The sequence below is a fragment of the Sphingomonas sp. SKA58 genome (assembly GCF_000153545.1).
Taxonomy (GTDB): domain Bacteria; phylum Pseudomonadota; class Alphaproteobacteria; order Sphingomonadales; family Sphingomonadaceae; genus Sphingobium; species Sphingobium soli.
Genome location: NZ_CH959306.1, coordinates 1,720,654 through 1,735,649, shown reverse-complemented (window position 1 = coordinate 1,735,649; position 14,996 = coordinate 1,720,654). Strand labels below are relative to the sequence as shown.

General features: G+C 62.2%; 11 protein-coding genes and 1 tRNA gene. 6 read left to right on the top strand and 6 right to left on the bottom strand.

Annotated elements, in window-relative coordinates:
* Window positions 1–31: 31 nt before the first annotated feature.
* Window positions 32–1,078 carry a glycosyltransferase family 61 protein gene (locus SKA58_RS08840; RefSeq protein WP_083784867.1) on the bottom strand — a complete coding sequence of 349 codons (1,047 nt, stop codon included), beginning with the start codon at window positions 1,076–1,078 and terminating at the stop codon, window positions 32–34.
* 157 nt (window positions 1,079–1,235) lie between these two features.
* Between SKA58_RS08840 and alaS the strand changes: the two genes are divergently transcribed.
* Window positions 1,236–3,890, top strand: coding sequence for an alanine--tRNA ligase (alaS, locus tag SKA58_RS08830; protein ID WP_009822061.1), 2,655 nt, complete (start codon window positions 1,236–1,238; stop codon window positions 3,888–3,890).
* Window positions 3,891–3,937: 47 nt separating this feature from the next.
* Here alaS and SKA58_RS08825 read toward each other — a convergent pair whose 3' ends face one another.
* Window positions 3,938–4,660, bottom strand: coding sequence for a GIN domain-containing protein (locus tag SKA58_RS08825; protein ID WP_009822060.1), 723 nt, complete (start codon window positions 4,658–4,660; stop codon window positions 3,938–3,940).
* On the bottom strand, window positions 4,612–5,355 hold the full coding sequence (locus SKA58_RS08820) for a head GIN domain-containing protein (RefSeq protein ID WP_037542799.1): 744 nt from the start codon (window positions 5,353–5,355) through the stop codon (window positions 4,612–4,614). Before SKA58_RS08820 ends, SKA58_RS08825 begins: the two co-directional genes overlap by 49 nt.
* Window positions 5,356–5,470: 115 nt before the next feature.
* Between SKA58_RS08820 and SKA58_RS08815 the strand changes: the two genes are divergently transcribed.
* A complete protein-coding gene (locus SKA58_RS08815) occupies window positions 5,471–7,066 on the top strand; it encodes a M28 family metallopeptidase (protein WP_009822058.1) in 1,596 nt (531 codons plus the stop codon).
* A 42-nt stretch (window positions 7,067–7,108) separates the two neighbouring features.
* Here the strand turns inward: SKA58_RS08815 and SKA58_RS08810 are convergent, their stop codons facing one another.
* The gene (locus tag SKA58_RS08810; RefSeq protein WP_009822057.1) at window positions 7,109–8,167 is read right to left on the bottom strand and encodes a hypothetical protein; all 1,059 of its coding nucleotides are present in this window, start codon (window positions 8,165–8,167) and stop codon (window positions 7,109–7,111) included.
* Between the two features lie 136 nt (window positions 8,168–8,303).
* Between SKA58_RS08810 and SKA58_RS08805 the strand changes: the two genes are divergently transcribed.
* Complete coding sequence (locus SKA58_RS08805) at window positions 8,304–9,236, top strand: NAD(P)H-dependent flavin oxidoreductase (RefSeq protein WP_009822056.1); 933 nt, start codon at window positions 8,304–8,306, stop codon at window positions 9,234–9,236.
* Here the strand turns inward: SKA58_RS08805 and SKA58_RS08800 are convergent.
* Complete coding sequence (locus tag SKA58_RS08800; protein ID WP_050762995.1) at window positions 9,226–10,140, bottom strand: alpha/beta fold hydrolase; 915 nt, start codon at window positions 10,138–10,140, stop codon at window positions 9,226–9,228. The genes SKA58_RS08805 and SKA58_RS08800 overlap by 11 nt on opposite strands.
* A 162-nt stretch (window positions 10,141–10,302) precedes the next feature.
* Window positions 10,303–12,264 (bottom strand): hybrid sensor histidine kinase/response regulator, encoded by a 1,962-nt coding sequence (locus tag SKA58_RS08795; RefSeq protein ID WP_009822054.1) that lies wholly within the window; start codon window positions 12,262–12,264, stop codon window positions 10,303–10,305.
* A gap of 167 nt (window positions 12,265–12,431) precedes the next feature.
* Here SKA58_RS08795 and SKA58_RS08790 point away from each other — a divergent pair, with 167 nt between their 5' ends.
* The 3 genes from SKA58_RS08790 to SKA58_RS08780 all read left to right on the top strand — a co-directional run bounded on the left by SKA58_RS08790 (window position 12,432) and on the right by SKA58_RS08780 (window position 14,893).
* Window positions 12,432–13,355: a sugar kinase gene (locus SKA58_RS08790; RefSeq protein WP_009822053.1), complete on the top strand. Its 924-nt coding sequence runs from the start codon at window positions 12,432–12,434 to the stop codon at window positions 13,353–13,355.
* 36 nt (window positions 13,356–13,391) lie between these two features.
* Window positions 13,392–13,465 (top strand) — tRNA-Gly (locus tag SKA58_RS08785).
* 195 nt (window positions 13,466–13,660) lie between these two features.
* Entirely contained in the window at window positions 13,661–14,893 is a 1,233-nt protein-coding gene (locus SKA58_RS08780; RefSeq protein ID WP_037542344.1) for a tyrosine-type recombinase/integrase, read from the top strand.
* Window positions 14,894–14,996 lie beyond the last annotated feature (103 nt).

Here is a 14,996-nt window from a genome sequence, read left to right as displayed (position 1 = left end):
CGCCCGCTATGAACGCGGCCGTTGGCGTTGTTCACGCGATGCCGAGCATGAGTTTCAGCTTCTTTTCAAACAGCGCCGGATCAATGGTGAAATGCCGCTCGCCCGGAATATTGGGGTCGTAGTTGATGGGACCTTCTGCCGGCAGGAGATATCCGACGCTGTGCTGCCGGAAATTGCCGATGCGGGACTGGCATTCGGTGATGTAGTTCAATGCCATGATCCGGCATCCTGCCGGGGAAAATAAGGCGTTGTGCATCGCACTGGAAAATTCGCCGACAATATAGCGCGCGTCGGCGAACAAAGCGATTTGCTCTTCCAACGACAATTTTTCAGGACTGACGGCTTCAAATCCATAGCCCGTAGCAATGTCGCGCAAGGCATCGGCATTGGCCAGGACGCGATAGGACTGCACCCGGCGCTCGACGAAGATGCGCCGGACGGGCCCGCCTTCGGTCCGGTACGGAGCAGCAAGGCTGTTCAATTCGTTCTGAACGCGATCGGAGTAGATGTACCCCTTGCCCCAATTTGGGACCATCAACTGCCCAACGAAGATGTCCTCATCGGCGTCCTTCAATTCTATTTGGAAATCGGGAAGCAGCAGTTCAATCCAACGTCGAGCGAAGGCAGGCGCATTTGCAGGCAGCAGGATTGGAATGTCGGACAGTGAAGGATCATCGCGATAGGCAGATCGGATCAGTAGAAGACGTGACACCGCTTCTAAGAGAAAGTGCCCGTAAATAATGCAGTTATAGTTCCAAACCGCCCAAGCCCGATCAACATGCCTCGACCGGGTCGCTGCGGGCGCAACATGACTTATGAAAGCAGGGTCTTCATATTTTACGACGACATATCCGGGGAAAAGAGCGTTTTTCAAGTCGGGCTCAAGCCCTTCGAATATCATCGGTATGCATGGACCAATGACGCGCACATCGTCAAACGCCCAAATGGTTGCTGCGGGTGTTTCAACCGGATACGCATGTCGCTGTTGGATCAGGGGTGTCAGTCCATCATTCCACAACATGGGAACAGCCTGATTTTTCCGGACGCTTTTCCACTCGGCAATAATGTGTGCCGTCATGTTGTTTGAACTCCACCTTCTGCGTAACGTGAGACCGCCATTGCAGGCGTCGGGTCGAATGACAAGGTCACTGGCCTTTCGGAGGCCCGTTTCGATTGCGGAGACGCCATCAAATCCCCCGCTTGTGCGGCGGGCCGCTTCCTCTTAAATCGCGTCCATGACCTCGACCAACGACATTCGCCGCTCTTTCCTCGATTATTTCGGAGGCAACGGCCACACCATCGTTCCCTCGGCGCCGCTGGTGCCGCATAATGATCCGACGCTGATGTTCGTCAACGCCGGCATGGTGCCGTTCAAGAATGTGTTCACAGGTCTTGAAACACGCCCCTACAAAACCGCGACATCGAGCCAGAAATGCGTGCGGGCGGGCGGCAAGCATAATGACCTCGACAATGTCGGCTATACCGCGCGCCACCATACGTTCTTCGAAATGCTCGGCAATTTCAGCTTTGGCGATTATTTCAAGGAACAGGCGATCACCCATGCCTGGACGCTGCTGACCAAGGAATGGGGTCTGCCCGCCGACAGGCTGACCGCGACCGTCTATCATACCGATGACGAGGCGTTCGACCTGTGGAAGAAGATTGCGGGCCTGCCGGAAGAGCGCATCATCCGCATCGCGACCAAAGATAATTTCTGGGCAATGGGCGACAGCGGTCCGTGCGGTCCCTGCTCGGAAATCTTCTACGATCATGGCGACCATATCTGGGGTGGTCCGCCCGGATCGCCTGAGGAGGATGGCGACCGCTTCGTCGAAATCTGGAACCTTGTCTTCATGCAATATGAGCAGGAAGCGAACGAGATCGTTTCGGAACTGCCCAGGCCCAGCATCGACACTGGCATGGGGCTGGAGCGCGTTGCCGCCGTGATGCAGGGCGTCACCGACAATTATGATACCGACACGTTCAAGGCGCTGATAGCCGAAAGCGGGGCGCTCAGTCGTACCGCGACCGACGGCGCGCATAAGGCCAGCCATCGGGTCATCGCCGATCATCTGCGCTCGACCGGGTTCCTGATTGCTGACGGCGTGCTGCCGGCCAATGAAGGGCGCGGCTATGTGCTGCGCCGAATCATGCGCCGCGCCATGCGCCACGCGCACATCATCGGCGCGAAGGAGCCGCTGATGTATCGCCTCGTCTCCAGCCTCGTATCGGAAATGGGCGGCGCCTATCCCGAACTGGTCCGCGCCCAGCCGCTGATCGAGGAAACCCTGCTGCGCGAAGAAACGCGCTTTCGCAAGACTTTGGAGAACGGGCTTAAGTTGCTGGACGAAGCGACCGGGGACTTGGCGGAAGGCGGCACGCTTGCCGGTGAAACCGCCTTCAAGCTCTACGATACCTATGGTTTCCCCTATGACCTGACCGAAGACGCGCTGCGCTCGCGCGGCCTGACGGTGGATCGCGCCGGCTTCGACGCCGCCATGGCCGAACAGAAGGCCGCCGCGCGCGCAGCCTGGAAGGGATCGGGCGAAAAGGCGTCCGACGAAATCTGGTTCGACATCGCGGAAAAGGCAGGCAACACCGAATTTATCGGCTACGCCACCACGCAGGGTGAAGGCGAAGTTCTGGCAATCGTCAAGGATGGTGTGAACTTCGACAGTGCTGCGGCCGGCGACACCGTCACGATCGTCACCAATCAGACGCCCTTCTACGGCGAAAGCGGCGGCCAGATGGGCGACGCGGGCCGGATCACGACGCAGGGCGGCTTTGTCGCGCTGGTCGATGATACGGCCAAGCCGCTGGGCCGCGTCCATGCCCATCACGCGACGATCGAGGCGGGCAGTATCAAGGTGGGCGACACCGTGCATCTGAGCGTGGATGTCGACCGCCGGGACCGTATCCGCGCCAACCACAGCGCCACCCATTTGCTTCATGCCGCGTTGCGCAAGGAACTGGGCGCGCATGTGACGCAGAAGGGCAGCCTGGTTGCGGCTGATCGCCTGCGCTTCGACTTCTCGCATCCCGAAGCGCTGACGCATGCGCAGATCGCCGCGATCGAGGCGGATGTGAACGCGCAGGTGCGCCATAATGAGGAGGTGACGACCCGCCTCATGACCCCGGACGACGCGGTCGCGGCGGGCGCCATGGCGCTGTTTGGCGAAAAATATGGCGACGAGGTTCGCGTCCTGTCGATGGGCCGGGGGGACGATGCGCATTATTCGGTTGAACTGTGCGGCGGCACCCATGTCCGCGCGACCGGTGACATCGCTCTGTTCAAGATCGTGTCGGAAAGCGCCGTCTCCTCGGGCGTGCGCCGGATCGAAGCCTTGACCGGCGAGGCCGCGCGCCTGTGGCTGGTCGAACGCGACGACAAGCTGCGGCAGACGGCCGCCGCGCTCAAGACCACTCCGGAGGATGTGCCGACCCGCATTGCCGCGCTGGTCGAACAGAGCCGCAAGCTGGAGCGCGAACTTGCCGAGGCCAAAAAGGCTTTGGCGCTGGGTGGCGGCAGCGCGGCTCAGACGGCGGGACCGGAAAAAATTGGCAACATCGATTTTCTGGGCCAGGTCATCGAAGGGCTCGACCCCAAGGAATTGCGCGGCATCGTCGATCAGAACAAGGCGACGCTGGGTAGCGGCGTGTCCGCCGTGCTTGCGGTGGTCGACGGCCGCGCCAGTATCGCAGTCGGCGTCACCGATGACCTCAAGGGTCAGATCAGCGCCGTCGACCTCGTCCGCGCCGGTGTTGAGGCGCTGGGCGGCAAGGGTGGCGGTGGCCGTCCCGACATGGCGCAGGGCGGTGGCCCCGATGGCGACAAGGCGACGGCGGCGCTGGACGCGGTGAAGACGGCGCTCGCCAGCGTGCCGGCGTGAACAGGCTTAGCCCGGTCGGGTCGTATTGATGGGTAATCAGGACGGGGTCAGTAGCTTTCCCCGCCGCACAGCACCCGGCCGGTGCCCCGATGATCGACGGTGCAGGCGGCCTTGCCGTCAATCTGAACGTCGCCTGATCCACTGGCGACGATCTTGACGGCGACGTCCCCGGTCAGCGCCACGCTGCCCGGCCCGTCATTCCCGACCTCGGCCTGTCGCGCGCGCAGGCCTTGCGCGGCGACTTCGCCCGGTCCGTTCACATGGATGTTCGCGACCCCGGCGCGTCCCGCCAGCGTCGCTCGCCCGCCACCGGCCAGCAGCAGGTCAAGCCGGTCCAATTGCACATCACTAACGGTGACGTCGCCATTGCCGCCGAGCACGATCTGGCCCCGCAGCCCTTTCAGGTGGTCGATCTGCACGGAACCGCCGCCGGTCAGCATCACGCGGTCGATCATCCCGGTCGACAGGCGCAGGGTCGCAGCGCCGCCGCTTTTCTCGCCCGGACGCAGCCTGTCCATCCCGATGGTGAGTTGTCGCCCCGACACATCAACGTGCAAGCGGTCAAGCACAGCCTGATCGCCCTCGGCACGAGCAGATGGTCCCTGCCCGGTGGCCAGGATGACATTGACTGGCGCGTCTATGCGAATGCTGTCAAAGCTGGTGATGGTATAGCCGCGCGTTGCTGCCGCCGCTGGCGATGCCGTCGCCAGCCCGAACAGGATCAGGGCGCGCAGCGCGCCTCGCCGGGGCCAAGCCCTTTTATCGTGCATTGCGCCTTGCCTTTCACCGTCACGTCGCCCGGACCCATGATGTTGATAGCGACTTTGCCGTCCGACGCGAAGTCGATGTCGCCGGCACCCAGAACGGACACGTCGGCGTCCCCGATCTTCAACGCTTCGCCATCAATGTCGCCCGCGCCGGTGATGGACAGTTTGGCCTGGTCAGTCGCGCCGGCGATCTTGATCGAGCCCGCACCGGTAATGTCGGTGGTCAAGGATTTCAGATTCACCTTGGCGATGCGAAAATCGCCCGCGCCGGTCAGCGACAGGGTCAGGCTGTCGCCTTCCGCCCGGTCGAGATCCAGGTCGCCCGCACCGGTCAGGTCCGCGCCGGTGATGGCAGGCATCGTCACATGGATGGTGGCGCGATTCGCGCTTTTAGGACCGGACCATGTGGTGCTGGACTTGCGACCGATCAGCAGCGTGTCGCCCTTCACCCGGATATCGAGGTCGGCGATTGCCCTTTCATCGCCCTGCGCCCGGACGGAAAATTGGGGGCTGATCGTGACTTTGACATTGTCAGGGCCGGTTGCGTCGATGGCGGTAAAATCTCGGAGGGAGGACCAGTCCTGCGTTTTAGCCGCGCCACTCTCCGCCGTGGGCGACTCATCGGTACGCGAGCAGGCGCTCGTGGACAGAAGCAGGCTCGATAGCGCCAGCGTCAGAAGGGGGAAGGACCGGGACATCGCAATCTCCTGATGTGTATTGCTTATATAATACACAAGATGATGGCGGTTCCAAGCCTCTTGTTCGTCGGCGCTCTTGATGATCAATGGACTTTTGGAAAAGCGGAGTGTGACCATGAAGCGCCTAGCCCTGACACTGCCATTTGCGGCGCTCATGCTCAATTCGGCGGCAGTCGGCGCCGAAGATGCCGCCCCGGACGATGGCACGCGCTGGTGGGGTCATGTGCAGGTGCTGGCCGGCGACGATATGGAAGGGCGCGGCACGGGCACGCCCGGCTATGACAGGGCTGCGGACTATGTCATCGGCGCATTCCAGTCGCTCGGTCTGAAGCCCATGGGGACCGATGGCTACAAGCAGCCGGTTGCCTTTGTCGAGCAGATCATTCGATCCGACAGCAGCAGCGCTGTCCTGCTCGGTTCGGGCGGGGAAACGCCTTTGTCCGTTCCCGGCGACCTCATCTTTTCTGGCGGCGGCGGTCCGGTTCCCGAGCGGATCGACGCCTCGATGGTCTTTGCCGGATATGGGTTGCATCTGCCCGAAGAAGGGCATGACGATTTTGCCGGCCTTGACCTTCAGGGTAAGGTCGTGGTGGTGGTTTCAGGCGGGCCGGCAACGATCTCCGGCGCGCTGAAATCTCATGCCCGGTCCGAGCGCGCACAATATCTGGCGTCGAAGGGGGCGGTCGGGCTGATCAGCCTTGTGACGCCGAGGCAGGTCGAAATCCCCTGGAAGCGGCGCGTCAATCTGGCCGGCGCGCCCGCTCTCTATTATGCGGATGCGGCTTTACGCGAAAGTGACCGGCCCTTCCTGAACGCGCAGATCGATCCAGCCCGGTCGCAGTCGGTGTTCGAAGGATCGGGCCATGATTTTGCGGCGATCGCCGCCGCAGCTGATGCTTCCGCGCCCATCGCCGGCTTTCCTTTGGCCCAGCGTTTGAGTGCGCGGGTTGCGGCGACGCGGCGAAACCTGTCGTCGCCCAATCTCATTGCGGTCATGCCCGGCAGCGACCCCAATCTGCGCGATGAGTATGTCGTCCTCTCCGCGCATCTCGATGGCTATGGCATTGGCACGCCGGTCAAGGGCGACGCCATCTATAATGGCGCGTTCGACAATGCGTCGGGTGTCGCCAGCCTGCTGGAGATCGCCCGCGCCTTGCAACAGGCGGAGCAAAAGCCCAAACGCTCCATTCTTTTTGCTATCGTCACGGCCGAGGAGAAGGGTTTGCTTGGGTCTCGTTATTTCGCCCGGCGGCCGACAGTGCCGGCCGATGCGATGGTCGCTGACCTCAATTTCGACATGGCGCTGCCCATCTTTCCCCTGACCAGCGTCACGCCGATCGGCTATGACCAAAGCTCGTTGGGCGAAGACGCCTCTGCCGTCAGCGCGGCGATGAACTTGCCTATTACGCCGGACCCGTTCCCTGATCGGAACGTCTTCATCCGGTCGGACCAATATGCCTTCATCCGACAAGGCATTCCCGCTTTATTCTTCAAATATGGGTTTAAGGCCGGGACGCCTGAGGCTGTGGTGGAAAAGGCATGGCGCGCCAATCTCTATCATTCGCCCTTTGATGATCTCAACCAACCAGTGCTACCGGCGGAAACCGCGAAGCTGAACGCCTATGTCACGGCGGTGGCGCTGCGCGTGGCCAATGCACCGGAACGCCCAAGGTGGAATGCGGATAGCTTCTTCAAGCGGTTCGCGCAATAGAAGCCGGCGCCAATCATGAGCCGGCTCCCATGGCCATGGACGTCAGGCTGGCGCTCGATCGAGATAGGGCAAGCGGTCGGTCAGCACCGACGGAAGGCCGTTGACGATGATCGAGCGCGTCTGATGCCAAAGCGCGGAAAGCAGCAACAGGGCCGATCCGATCACAAGACTGGTGAGCGCCCAGGAAAGCTCCACTGCGCCCGCCTGCTTGAACAGGGCGTAGAGGGCGAAGAGAACATAGGCGAGGCTGGAGACCAGCAAAGCGCGCCGGTCGATCGCAAGCGCGACAAGGCCAAAGGCGATGTAGAGCGCGACGACAAGCAAGGCACGGCCGGCACCAATTTCGCCCCCATTCAGAACGCCCAACAGATGAAAAAGCGAATGGGCGATCATCGGGGCTGCGGCCAGATGCAACCAGAAAGCAACGTCCGATCGACGCGTCAGGCGCGCCCGGTCGGTCATGTCCCAGCGCATCGCCAGCAGGAAAATCACCAGACCCGATGCCAGCAGCATCAGGAAGGGCAGAGTGCGGTTATCGGGGAACGCGGCCATGACGAGGCCAGCCACCACGCCGGCGCCGGCCGCTGCCCCCGCGGCTACGGTGATCGGGACCATGAACCGCCGCCAGTGCAGGGCCGCGCCAGCCAGGCCGACGGCGGCTGCGGCCGACAGGATCAGGGATTCGGCGCGATCGCCGGATCCGGGCCAGATTTGCGCGCCGAGCGCGCCCGCAGCGAACGCAATCCCCCCAACAAAGCCGCACAGCAATAAAATGGAGGGCAGGGCCATACGCCGCTGCCGGGTGAAATATTCCGCAAGGCCCCAGCTCGCCGCCGCGACCAGCAGGCCGGACATGAAGGTGGGATGATGGTCGGGCGCTCCGAATCGCAGGCTGTCGCCCAGCCAGCCGAGCGCGACCAGCAGGATGACGCTGGCGATAGCGACGAAGATGTCGTTGAATCCAGTCAGTAGCCGGAATTGTTCTTCATCCACCGCAACGGTCGCCCGCGATCGCGCGACATGATCGCGCAACGCCTGTGCGGCCTCGGGAGACAGAATGCCGGCCGTTACGGCATCCTGCAAATCGCTGTCGCTATACATGGCTTATCCTTCCCGAAAGGGTTCGATGCCGGGATATTAGCATCACTGTATTATTCAATCAATACAGTCGTTTTATGCTTTTTCTGCGACTTTCCCGATGTTAGCGCGGAACGATCGATAAGAGAGGACGCTGTTCATGACCTTGCCGCCGTTGCTTAGGGACCGGTTGTCGCTGCCGTTGATCGGTTCGCCGATGTTCATCATTTCGCAGCCCGATCTTGTCATTGCGCAATGCCGCAGCGGGATCGTGGGCGCCTTCCCGTCGCTCAATGCCCGACCGGCGGGCATGTTCGAAAGCTGGTTGCAGCAATTGGGGGAGACGTTGGGCGAAAGCGATGCGCCCTTTGCCGTCAACCTGATCGTCCACCGCACCAATAGCCGGCTGGAAGAGGATCTGGCGCTGTGCGTGCGCTATCGCGTGCCCATCGTCATCACGTCACTTGGCGCGCGGGAAGACGTCAATGACGCCATTCACAGCTATGGTGGCATCGTCCTGCATGATGTCATCAACAATGTCTTCGCCCGCAAGGCGGTGGAAAAGGGCGCGGATGGCCTGATCGCCGTTGCAGCAGGGGCAGGGGGGCATGCGGGCACGCTGTCGCCCTTCGCCCTGATCCAGGAAATCCGTGCGTGGTTCGATGGACCGCTCGCCCTGTCGGGATCGATCGCGACGGGCCGGGCGATCGCGGCCGCGCGCATGATGGGTGCGGACCTTGGGTATATGGGCACGCCCTTCATCGCGACCGAGGAAGCCAATGCGCAGGCGGCCTACAAGCAGATGATCGTGGACGGCAGCGCGCAGGATATCGTCTATTCCGATGTCTTTACCGGTGTACTGGGCAATTATCTGCGCCCCAGCATCGTTGCCGCGGGACTTGATCCCGACGCGCTGCCCAAGGCGAAGGATATGGATTTCGCCAGCCTGACGGGTGGAGAAAAAAAGGCATGGCGCGACGTCTGGGGCGCGGGGCAGGGCATCGGCGCCATCGCGAAGGTTCAGCCGGCCGCCGATTTCATTGCCGGGCTGAAGGCTGACTATAGAGCGGCGGTGGAGGGGTTTACGGCCTGACGCGCGCGACCGCGCCGGACGGCATGTCGGGCCGCAGGAAGCGAAGCGTCTCGGCAATGAAGCGGTCGAACTGATCATGGTGCAGCCAATGGCCGGCATTGTCGAACTCGGTCAGGCTGGCATCGCGAAAATGCGTCATGCGCCCGTCCTTGGCCGGGTTGGACGCCCAGCTGTCGCGCCCCAGATAGAGCTGGACCGGACAGGTGATCCGGCTCCAGAAAGCCGGCAGTTCTGCGTCCGATGCCGCCTCCGGCGCGATGCCTTTCATATAAGGATCGAATTTCCAGCTATAGCTGCTGTCTTCGTTGCGATTGATGCCATGTTGGGTCAGATGCATCGCCTGCTCCAGCGTCAGTTTCTCGTTACGTTCGCGCATCCGGCCCACTGCGGCCTCCAGCGTCGGGTAGGAACGGGGCGTGCGATGCGCGCGGGCCCGGCGACCTTCGATCCAGTCGACCCAAATGTCAGGCGCTGCCTGTTCCTGTCGTTGAGCGACGGCGTCGGGAGACAGACCCAATCCCTCGATCGCCACGATCTTGTCGACCTTGTCCGGAAAGAGGCCGGCGAACCGCAGGCTGATCGATCCGCCCAGCGAATGCCCCATGATCGTCACCGGCGATCGGTCGAGGAGATCGACGAGCAGAGCAAGGTCATAGACGAAATGGGCGATCGGATATGCCCCGGTGGGCGACCAGGCGCTGTCCCCATGTCCCCGCAAATCGGGCGAGATCACGTGAAAATCCTGCGCCAGGACACGCGCGGTCCAGTCCCAGCTATGCGCATGATCGAATCCGCCATGGACCAGGATCAACAAAGGGGCAGAAGGATTTCCCCAGTCCAGATAATGGAGGCGCGACCGCAGGGAGGTGAAGAAATGCGATGTCGGAGTAGGTACAGCCGGCATGTTCCAGGATCCTGCGGTAGCGTTTTGCATGTCCGCACGACCATTGGCGCGCCCACTGCATCTTGCAAGCGCGAATAAACAATAAGGCGTATTTTCCGTGATTTCTGAGCGCTATGCGGTGAAATTGCCGTCTTGCGGCAAGATCAGGGACAATGATTGTCGTTAAAGTGGATCGGTCGATGGGCCAAACGAGATGCGCTCTTTCCCTGAGGAAAGTGCGCCGACCTGATTGACCAGGCGAGCCAGTTGCGCTTGGCGGAAGGGTTTGTCCAGTCTTGGCCGGCTGCTGGAATGGGCTGGCAGTTCGGCAAAGCCGGTAATGATAATGACGGGAAGGTGAGGATGGGCCTCCTCGATGGCGTCGGCCAACTGCGCGCCCGTCATGCCGGGCATGGCATGATCGGTGACCACCATGTCGATGCGGGATTGTTCGAGCATGCGCAACGCGTCGGCCGCACTTCCGGCCCGAAAGACGGTGTGTCCCAGATCCTCCAGCATGCCAGCCGTGTTTGTCAGGACCAGGTCGTCGTCGTCGACCGCCAGGATCACGAGCGGAGTCTGCATCAGTGGGCCTTCCGGGGTGTCGGTCCCGACGATCGATGTCTCTTCCTCCTGCGAGACGGGCAACCATAGCGAGACGGTCGTGCCTGCGCCAACGGTGCTTTCGATGGTCAGTGCGCCACCGCATTGTTCGACAAAGCCATGGACCATGGAAAGGCCAAGGCCCGTGCCCTTGCCGACGCCTTTGGTCGTGAAGAACGGCTCGCGAGCCTGTTCCAGCGTCGCGCTGTCCATGCCCTGGCCTTCGTCGATCACCGACAGCTTGACGTAGGTGCCGCTCGCAAGGCCTGGAACGGTCCCCTGCGCCGTCAGCATCTCACTGGCGCTGATCAGGATCCGCCCGCCGTCGGGCATCGCATCGCGCGCATTGACCACCAGGTTCAGTAAGGCCATTTCCAGTTGGCCGGTGTCGGCATGAGCGGGCGCAAGGCTTTTCGGGAACAGACTGTCGATGATGATGCCCGGTCCGACGCTGCTTTGCAGCATGTCGGTCATGCCGTGGACCAGCGCCAGGCAATCGACGCTTTGCAGCTTCAATTCCTGCCGTCTGGCAAAGGCGAGCATGCGCTGCGTCAAGGTGGCGCCCCGGTCTGCCGCAGCCATGGCATTGTCCAGGAAACGTTCTATGTCGCCGCCTTTGGCAAGGCGCATCCGGGCCAGCTCGAGACTACCGACGATCACGGCAAGCAGATTATTGAAGTCATGCGCGACGCCGCCCGTTAATTTGCCGATTGCGTCCATTTTCTGCGCCTGCATGATCGCTGCGCGGGCATCCTCCAGCGCCAGCTGGGATTCGCGCCTTTCGGTCAGGTCACGCGTGACCTTGGCAAATCCGATCAGCTGTCCTGCGGAATCGCGTATGGCGTCAATAACGGCATTGGCCCAGAAGCGGCTGCCATCCTTGCGGATGCGCCAGCCTTCCGATTCGAACCGGCCATCGCGCTCGGCGCTGTGCAGGGCGCGGGAAGGAAGGCCAGCAATGCGATCATCCTCCGAATAGAATAGGGCGAAATTCTTACCCAGAATCTCATCCGTCTTATAGCCCTTGGCGCGCTCGGCGCCCATGTTCCAGCTCGTGATGGTCCCGACGGGGTCGAGCATGTAAATGGCGTAGTCCGATACGCTTTCGACCAGCAGGCGAAACCGCTCCTCGCTCTTGCGCAGCGCTTCGTCCGCCGCGCGACGTTCGGTCAGATCGCGCGTGACCTTTGCGAAGCCCAGCAATCGCCCATCGGTATCACGGATGGGATCGATCACGACATTGGCCCAGAAATGGGTGCCGTCCTTGCGCACGCGCCAGCCTTCGGCTTCAAATCGCCCTTCCTGCTGTGCCGTCGCCAGCGCGGCAGCGGGTATCCCTGCGGCCTGATCCTGGGGTGTGTAGAAGCGGGAAAAATGCTGGCCGATAATCTCGTCGGGCTCATAGCCTTTGAAGCGGCGCGCGCCGGCATTCCAGCTGGCAATCCGGCCATCGGTATCCAGCATGAAGATCGCATAATCCGTCACGCTCTGAACCAATAATTCAAACCGGTTGCCGCTATATTCCGATGGGAGGGTGTTCATTTAGTCCCCTTATGGTTCGCTGGCCCGCGCGAACCTGCTTTTGCCTGAGCAAAACGTCCCGTGTCCCCGATCGTTCCCGTAGAGATGCGGGTGCGCCGGGCAAGGCGACTTGACTTGGCGACCACCTCTGCCCACCACGCAGGCGCGGATCAAGGAGCAGCCAAGGCATGGAAATGAAGGCAGGGACGGTCATCACGGTCATCGGCGAAGCGATGCTGGAACTCAGCCATGGTGACGGCGCCAGCTGGAATTTGCGCTATGGCGGGGACGTCATCAATACGGCCGTCCATCTTGCCCGTTTCGGGGATAAGGTTCGGTTGGCGAGCGCGCTTGGCACCGATCCGATGAGCGCGCATCTTATCGCGCAATGGCAGGCGGAAGGCGTGGATACGCAGCTCGTTCTGGCTGCGGCCGATCGCCTGCCCGGCCTGTATGCGATCGAGACGGATGCCGCGGGTGAACGCAGCTTTCACTATTGGCGAAGTGAAGCGGCCGCGCGGCGCATGTTCGCCTTGCCCGACAGCGATATGATGGTGGCAAACGCGGCGCAGTCTGACCTGCTCTATTTCTCGCTCATTACGCTGGCCATTCTTCCCGATGAAGGGCGCGAAGCGCTGCTGGCGCTGTGCGAACAAGTGCGGGCCAATGGCGGGCGCGTGGCGTTCGACGGTAATTACCGGGCGCGGCTCTGGCCCGATGTAGCGACGGCGCGGCACTGGAGGGATCGCGCGATCGCGATGGCGGATATGGGCCTGCCCACGCTGGCCGACGAGGTCGAGATGGGTGAGGCCGACGACGCGGCCGACGCGGCTGCCCGCTGGGGCGCGGGCGAGGGGCGTGAAATCATCGTGAAGCTGGGCGGCGACGGGTGTCTGGTCGATGGCCAGCAGGTCGCTCCACCACGCCGGATTGACGTGGTCGATTCGAGTGGCGCGGGCGATGCGTTCAATGCCGGCTATCTTCATGCCCGGCTCGCCGCATCCTCTCCGCTCGAAGCGGCTTTGGCCGGCCATCGCCTTGCCGGATGGAATATCGGCCGGCGCGGCGCGATCCCGGACAAGGACGCCAACGCCCCATATGACGCCCGTTGACAGTATCGGGCCGCTGCGCCATTGAGCTTCAGCCTCGCGGGTGTAGCTCAATGGTAGAGCAGCAGCTTCCCAAGCTGACGACGGGGGTTCGATTCCCCTCACCCGCTCCATTTTCCGATCTCAGGGCGTCCCCGACAGCTTTACAAACCGCTGAAATCTGCGGTATTTTTCGGGTCATCCGGCTCGTGAAATCTCGCCTCATGCCATGGAAGCCCAGGCAAATGTGGGGCCTTTTTCGAAAATAGCGGGCCAAAAAATGCACGAGGCCCCCAAGGGTGGGGGCCTCGCCATGGAAGGCCTGACCTATGTCATTGACTGATATAGCAATTCGTCGAGCCAAGACGCGCGACAAGCCCTACAAGCTGTATGATGAGCTGGGCCTCTTTCTGGTGATCTCCCCGTCTGGCTCGCGACTCTGGCGGATGAAGTTCCGTCACGGCGGATCTGAGAAAAAACTCAGCTTCGGCGCTTACCCTCAGGTGAGTCTGCGCGACGCGCGCAAAATGCGCGATGACGCTCGCGACCTGCTCGCGGAAGGCAAGGACCCCTCCCTTGAAAAGCAGCGGGAGAAGCTCCGGGCCGGCGCGCTGGCGGAAAACACCTTCACCAGCATCGCCAACGAATATTGCCGCAAGCGGCGCCGCGACGGTGACAGGGCCTGGGCACCGGCTACAGCCGCGCGCTGCGAATATCTCCTCAGCCTGCTGGACACCTCGATCGGCAAGATGCCGATCCATGAGATCGAGCCGATCGACGCCCTCGCCGCGATCCGCAAGATCGAGAAGCGGGGCAAGCTGGAAAGCGCGCGGCGAACCTTGCAATTGGCCAGCGCCGTGTTCCGCTATGCCGTAGCCACGGCCCGCCTGCGGTCCGACCCCACACGTGACCTGCGCGGGGCGCTGATGACCCCCACGGTCACGCATTACGGGGCGGTCACCGATGCCAGTGAGGTCGGCGACCTGCTCAGGGCCATCGATGGCTACGAAGGCCAGGGCATGACGAAATGGGCACTGCAACTTGCACCGCACGTCTTCGTGCGCCCCGGCGAGCTTCGTCACGCGCGATGGGATGAGGTCGACCTCGAAGCCGCACTGTGGACCATCCCGGCCGAAAAGATGAAGATGCGTAAGGCGCACCATGTGCCGCTCTCGCGCCAGTCGATCGCGATCCTGCAGGAAATCCGCTCGATCACGGGATCGTCTGGCTATGTTTTCCCGTCGATGCGATCCCGAACGCGGCCGATGTCGGAGAACACCCTCAACGCCGCCTTGCGCCGCCTGGGCTATGCCACCAATGAAATGACCGCGCATGGCTTTCGGGCGATGGCGAGTACTCTGCTAAACGAATCGGGCAAGTGGTCCCCCGACGCCATCGAACGCGCGCTGGCGCATGGTGACGGTGACAAGGTGCGCGCGGCCTATCATCGCGGAGCCCATTGGAAAGAACGGGTCGCGATGGCGCAATGGTGGTCCGATCTCCTGGATTCGTTACGGAGTGGAGCCACCATCCTGCCCTTTCCCGGGGCAATGGCTGGCTAACCGTAATGGGATCAGTCCGGCTGCCGTCTCGTACGGCTGTCTCTACACGCTGGTCGACTGGGATTGGACCGCGAAGAGACTGGCGGGTTCTTGAAGGCCGCCG

Bases quoted from the DNA above. Each gene is read 5' to 3' on its own strand.
- SKA58_RS08840 (WP_083784867.1), bottom strand. From the start codon at position 1,078: ATGACGGCACACATTATTGCCGAGTGGAAAAGCGTCCGGAAAAATCAG.
- alaS (WP_009822061.1), top strand. From the start codon at position 1,236: ATGACCTCGACCAACGACATTCGCCGCTCTTTCCTCGATTATTTCGGA.
- SKA58_RS08825 (WP_009822060.1), bottom strand. From the start codon at position 4,660: ATGCACGATAAAAGGGCTTGGCCCCGGCGAGGCGCGCTGCGCGCCCTG.
- SKA58_RS08820 (WP_037542799.1), bottom strand. From the start codon at position 5,355: ATGTCCCGGTCCTTCCCCCTTCTGACGCTGGCGCTATCGAGCCTGCTT.
- SKA58_RS08815 (WP_009822058.1), top strand. From the start codon at position 5,471: ATGAAGCGCCTAGCCCTGACACTGCCATTTGCGGCGCTCATGCTCAAT.
- SKA58_RS08810 (WP_009822057.1), bottom strand. From the start codon at position 8,167: ATGTATAGCGACAGCGATTTGCAGGATGCCGTAACGGCCGGCATTCTG.
- SKA58_RS08805 (WP_009822056.1), top strand. From the start codon at position 8,304: ATGACCTTGCCGCCGTTGCTTAGGGACCGGTTGTCGCTGCCGTTGATC.
- SKA58_RS08800 (WP_050762995.1), bottom strand. From the start codon at position 10,140: ATGCCGGCTGTACCTACTCCGACATCGCATTTCTTCACCTCCCTGCGG.
- SKA58_RS08795 (WP_009822054.1), bottom strand. From the start codon at position 12,264: ATGAACACCCTCCCATCGGAATATAGCGGCAACCGGTTTGAATTATTG.
- SKA58_RS08790 (WP_009822053.1), top strand. From the start codon at position 12,432: ATGGAAATGAAGGCAGGGACGGTCATCACGGTCATCGGCGAAGCGATG.
- SKA58_RS08780 (WP_037542344.1), top strand. From the start codon at position 13,661: ATGTCATTGACTGATATAGCAATTCGTCGAGCCAAGACGCGCGACAAG.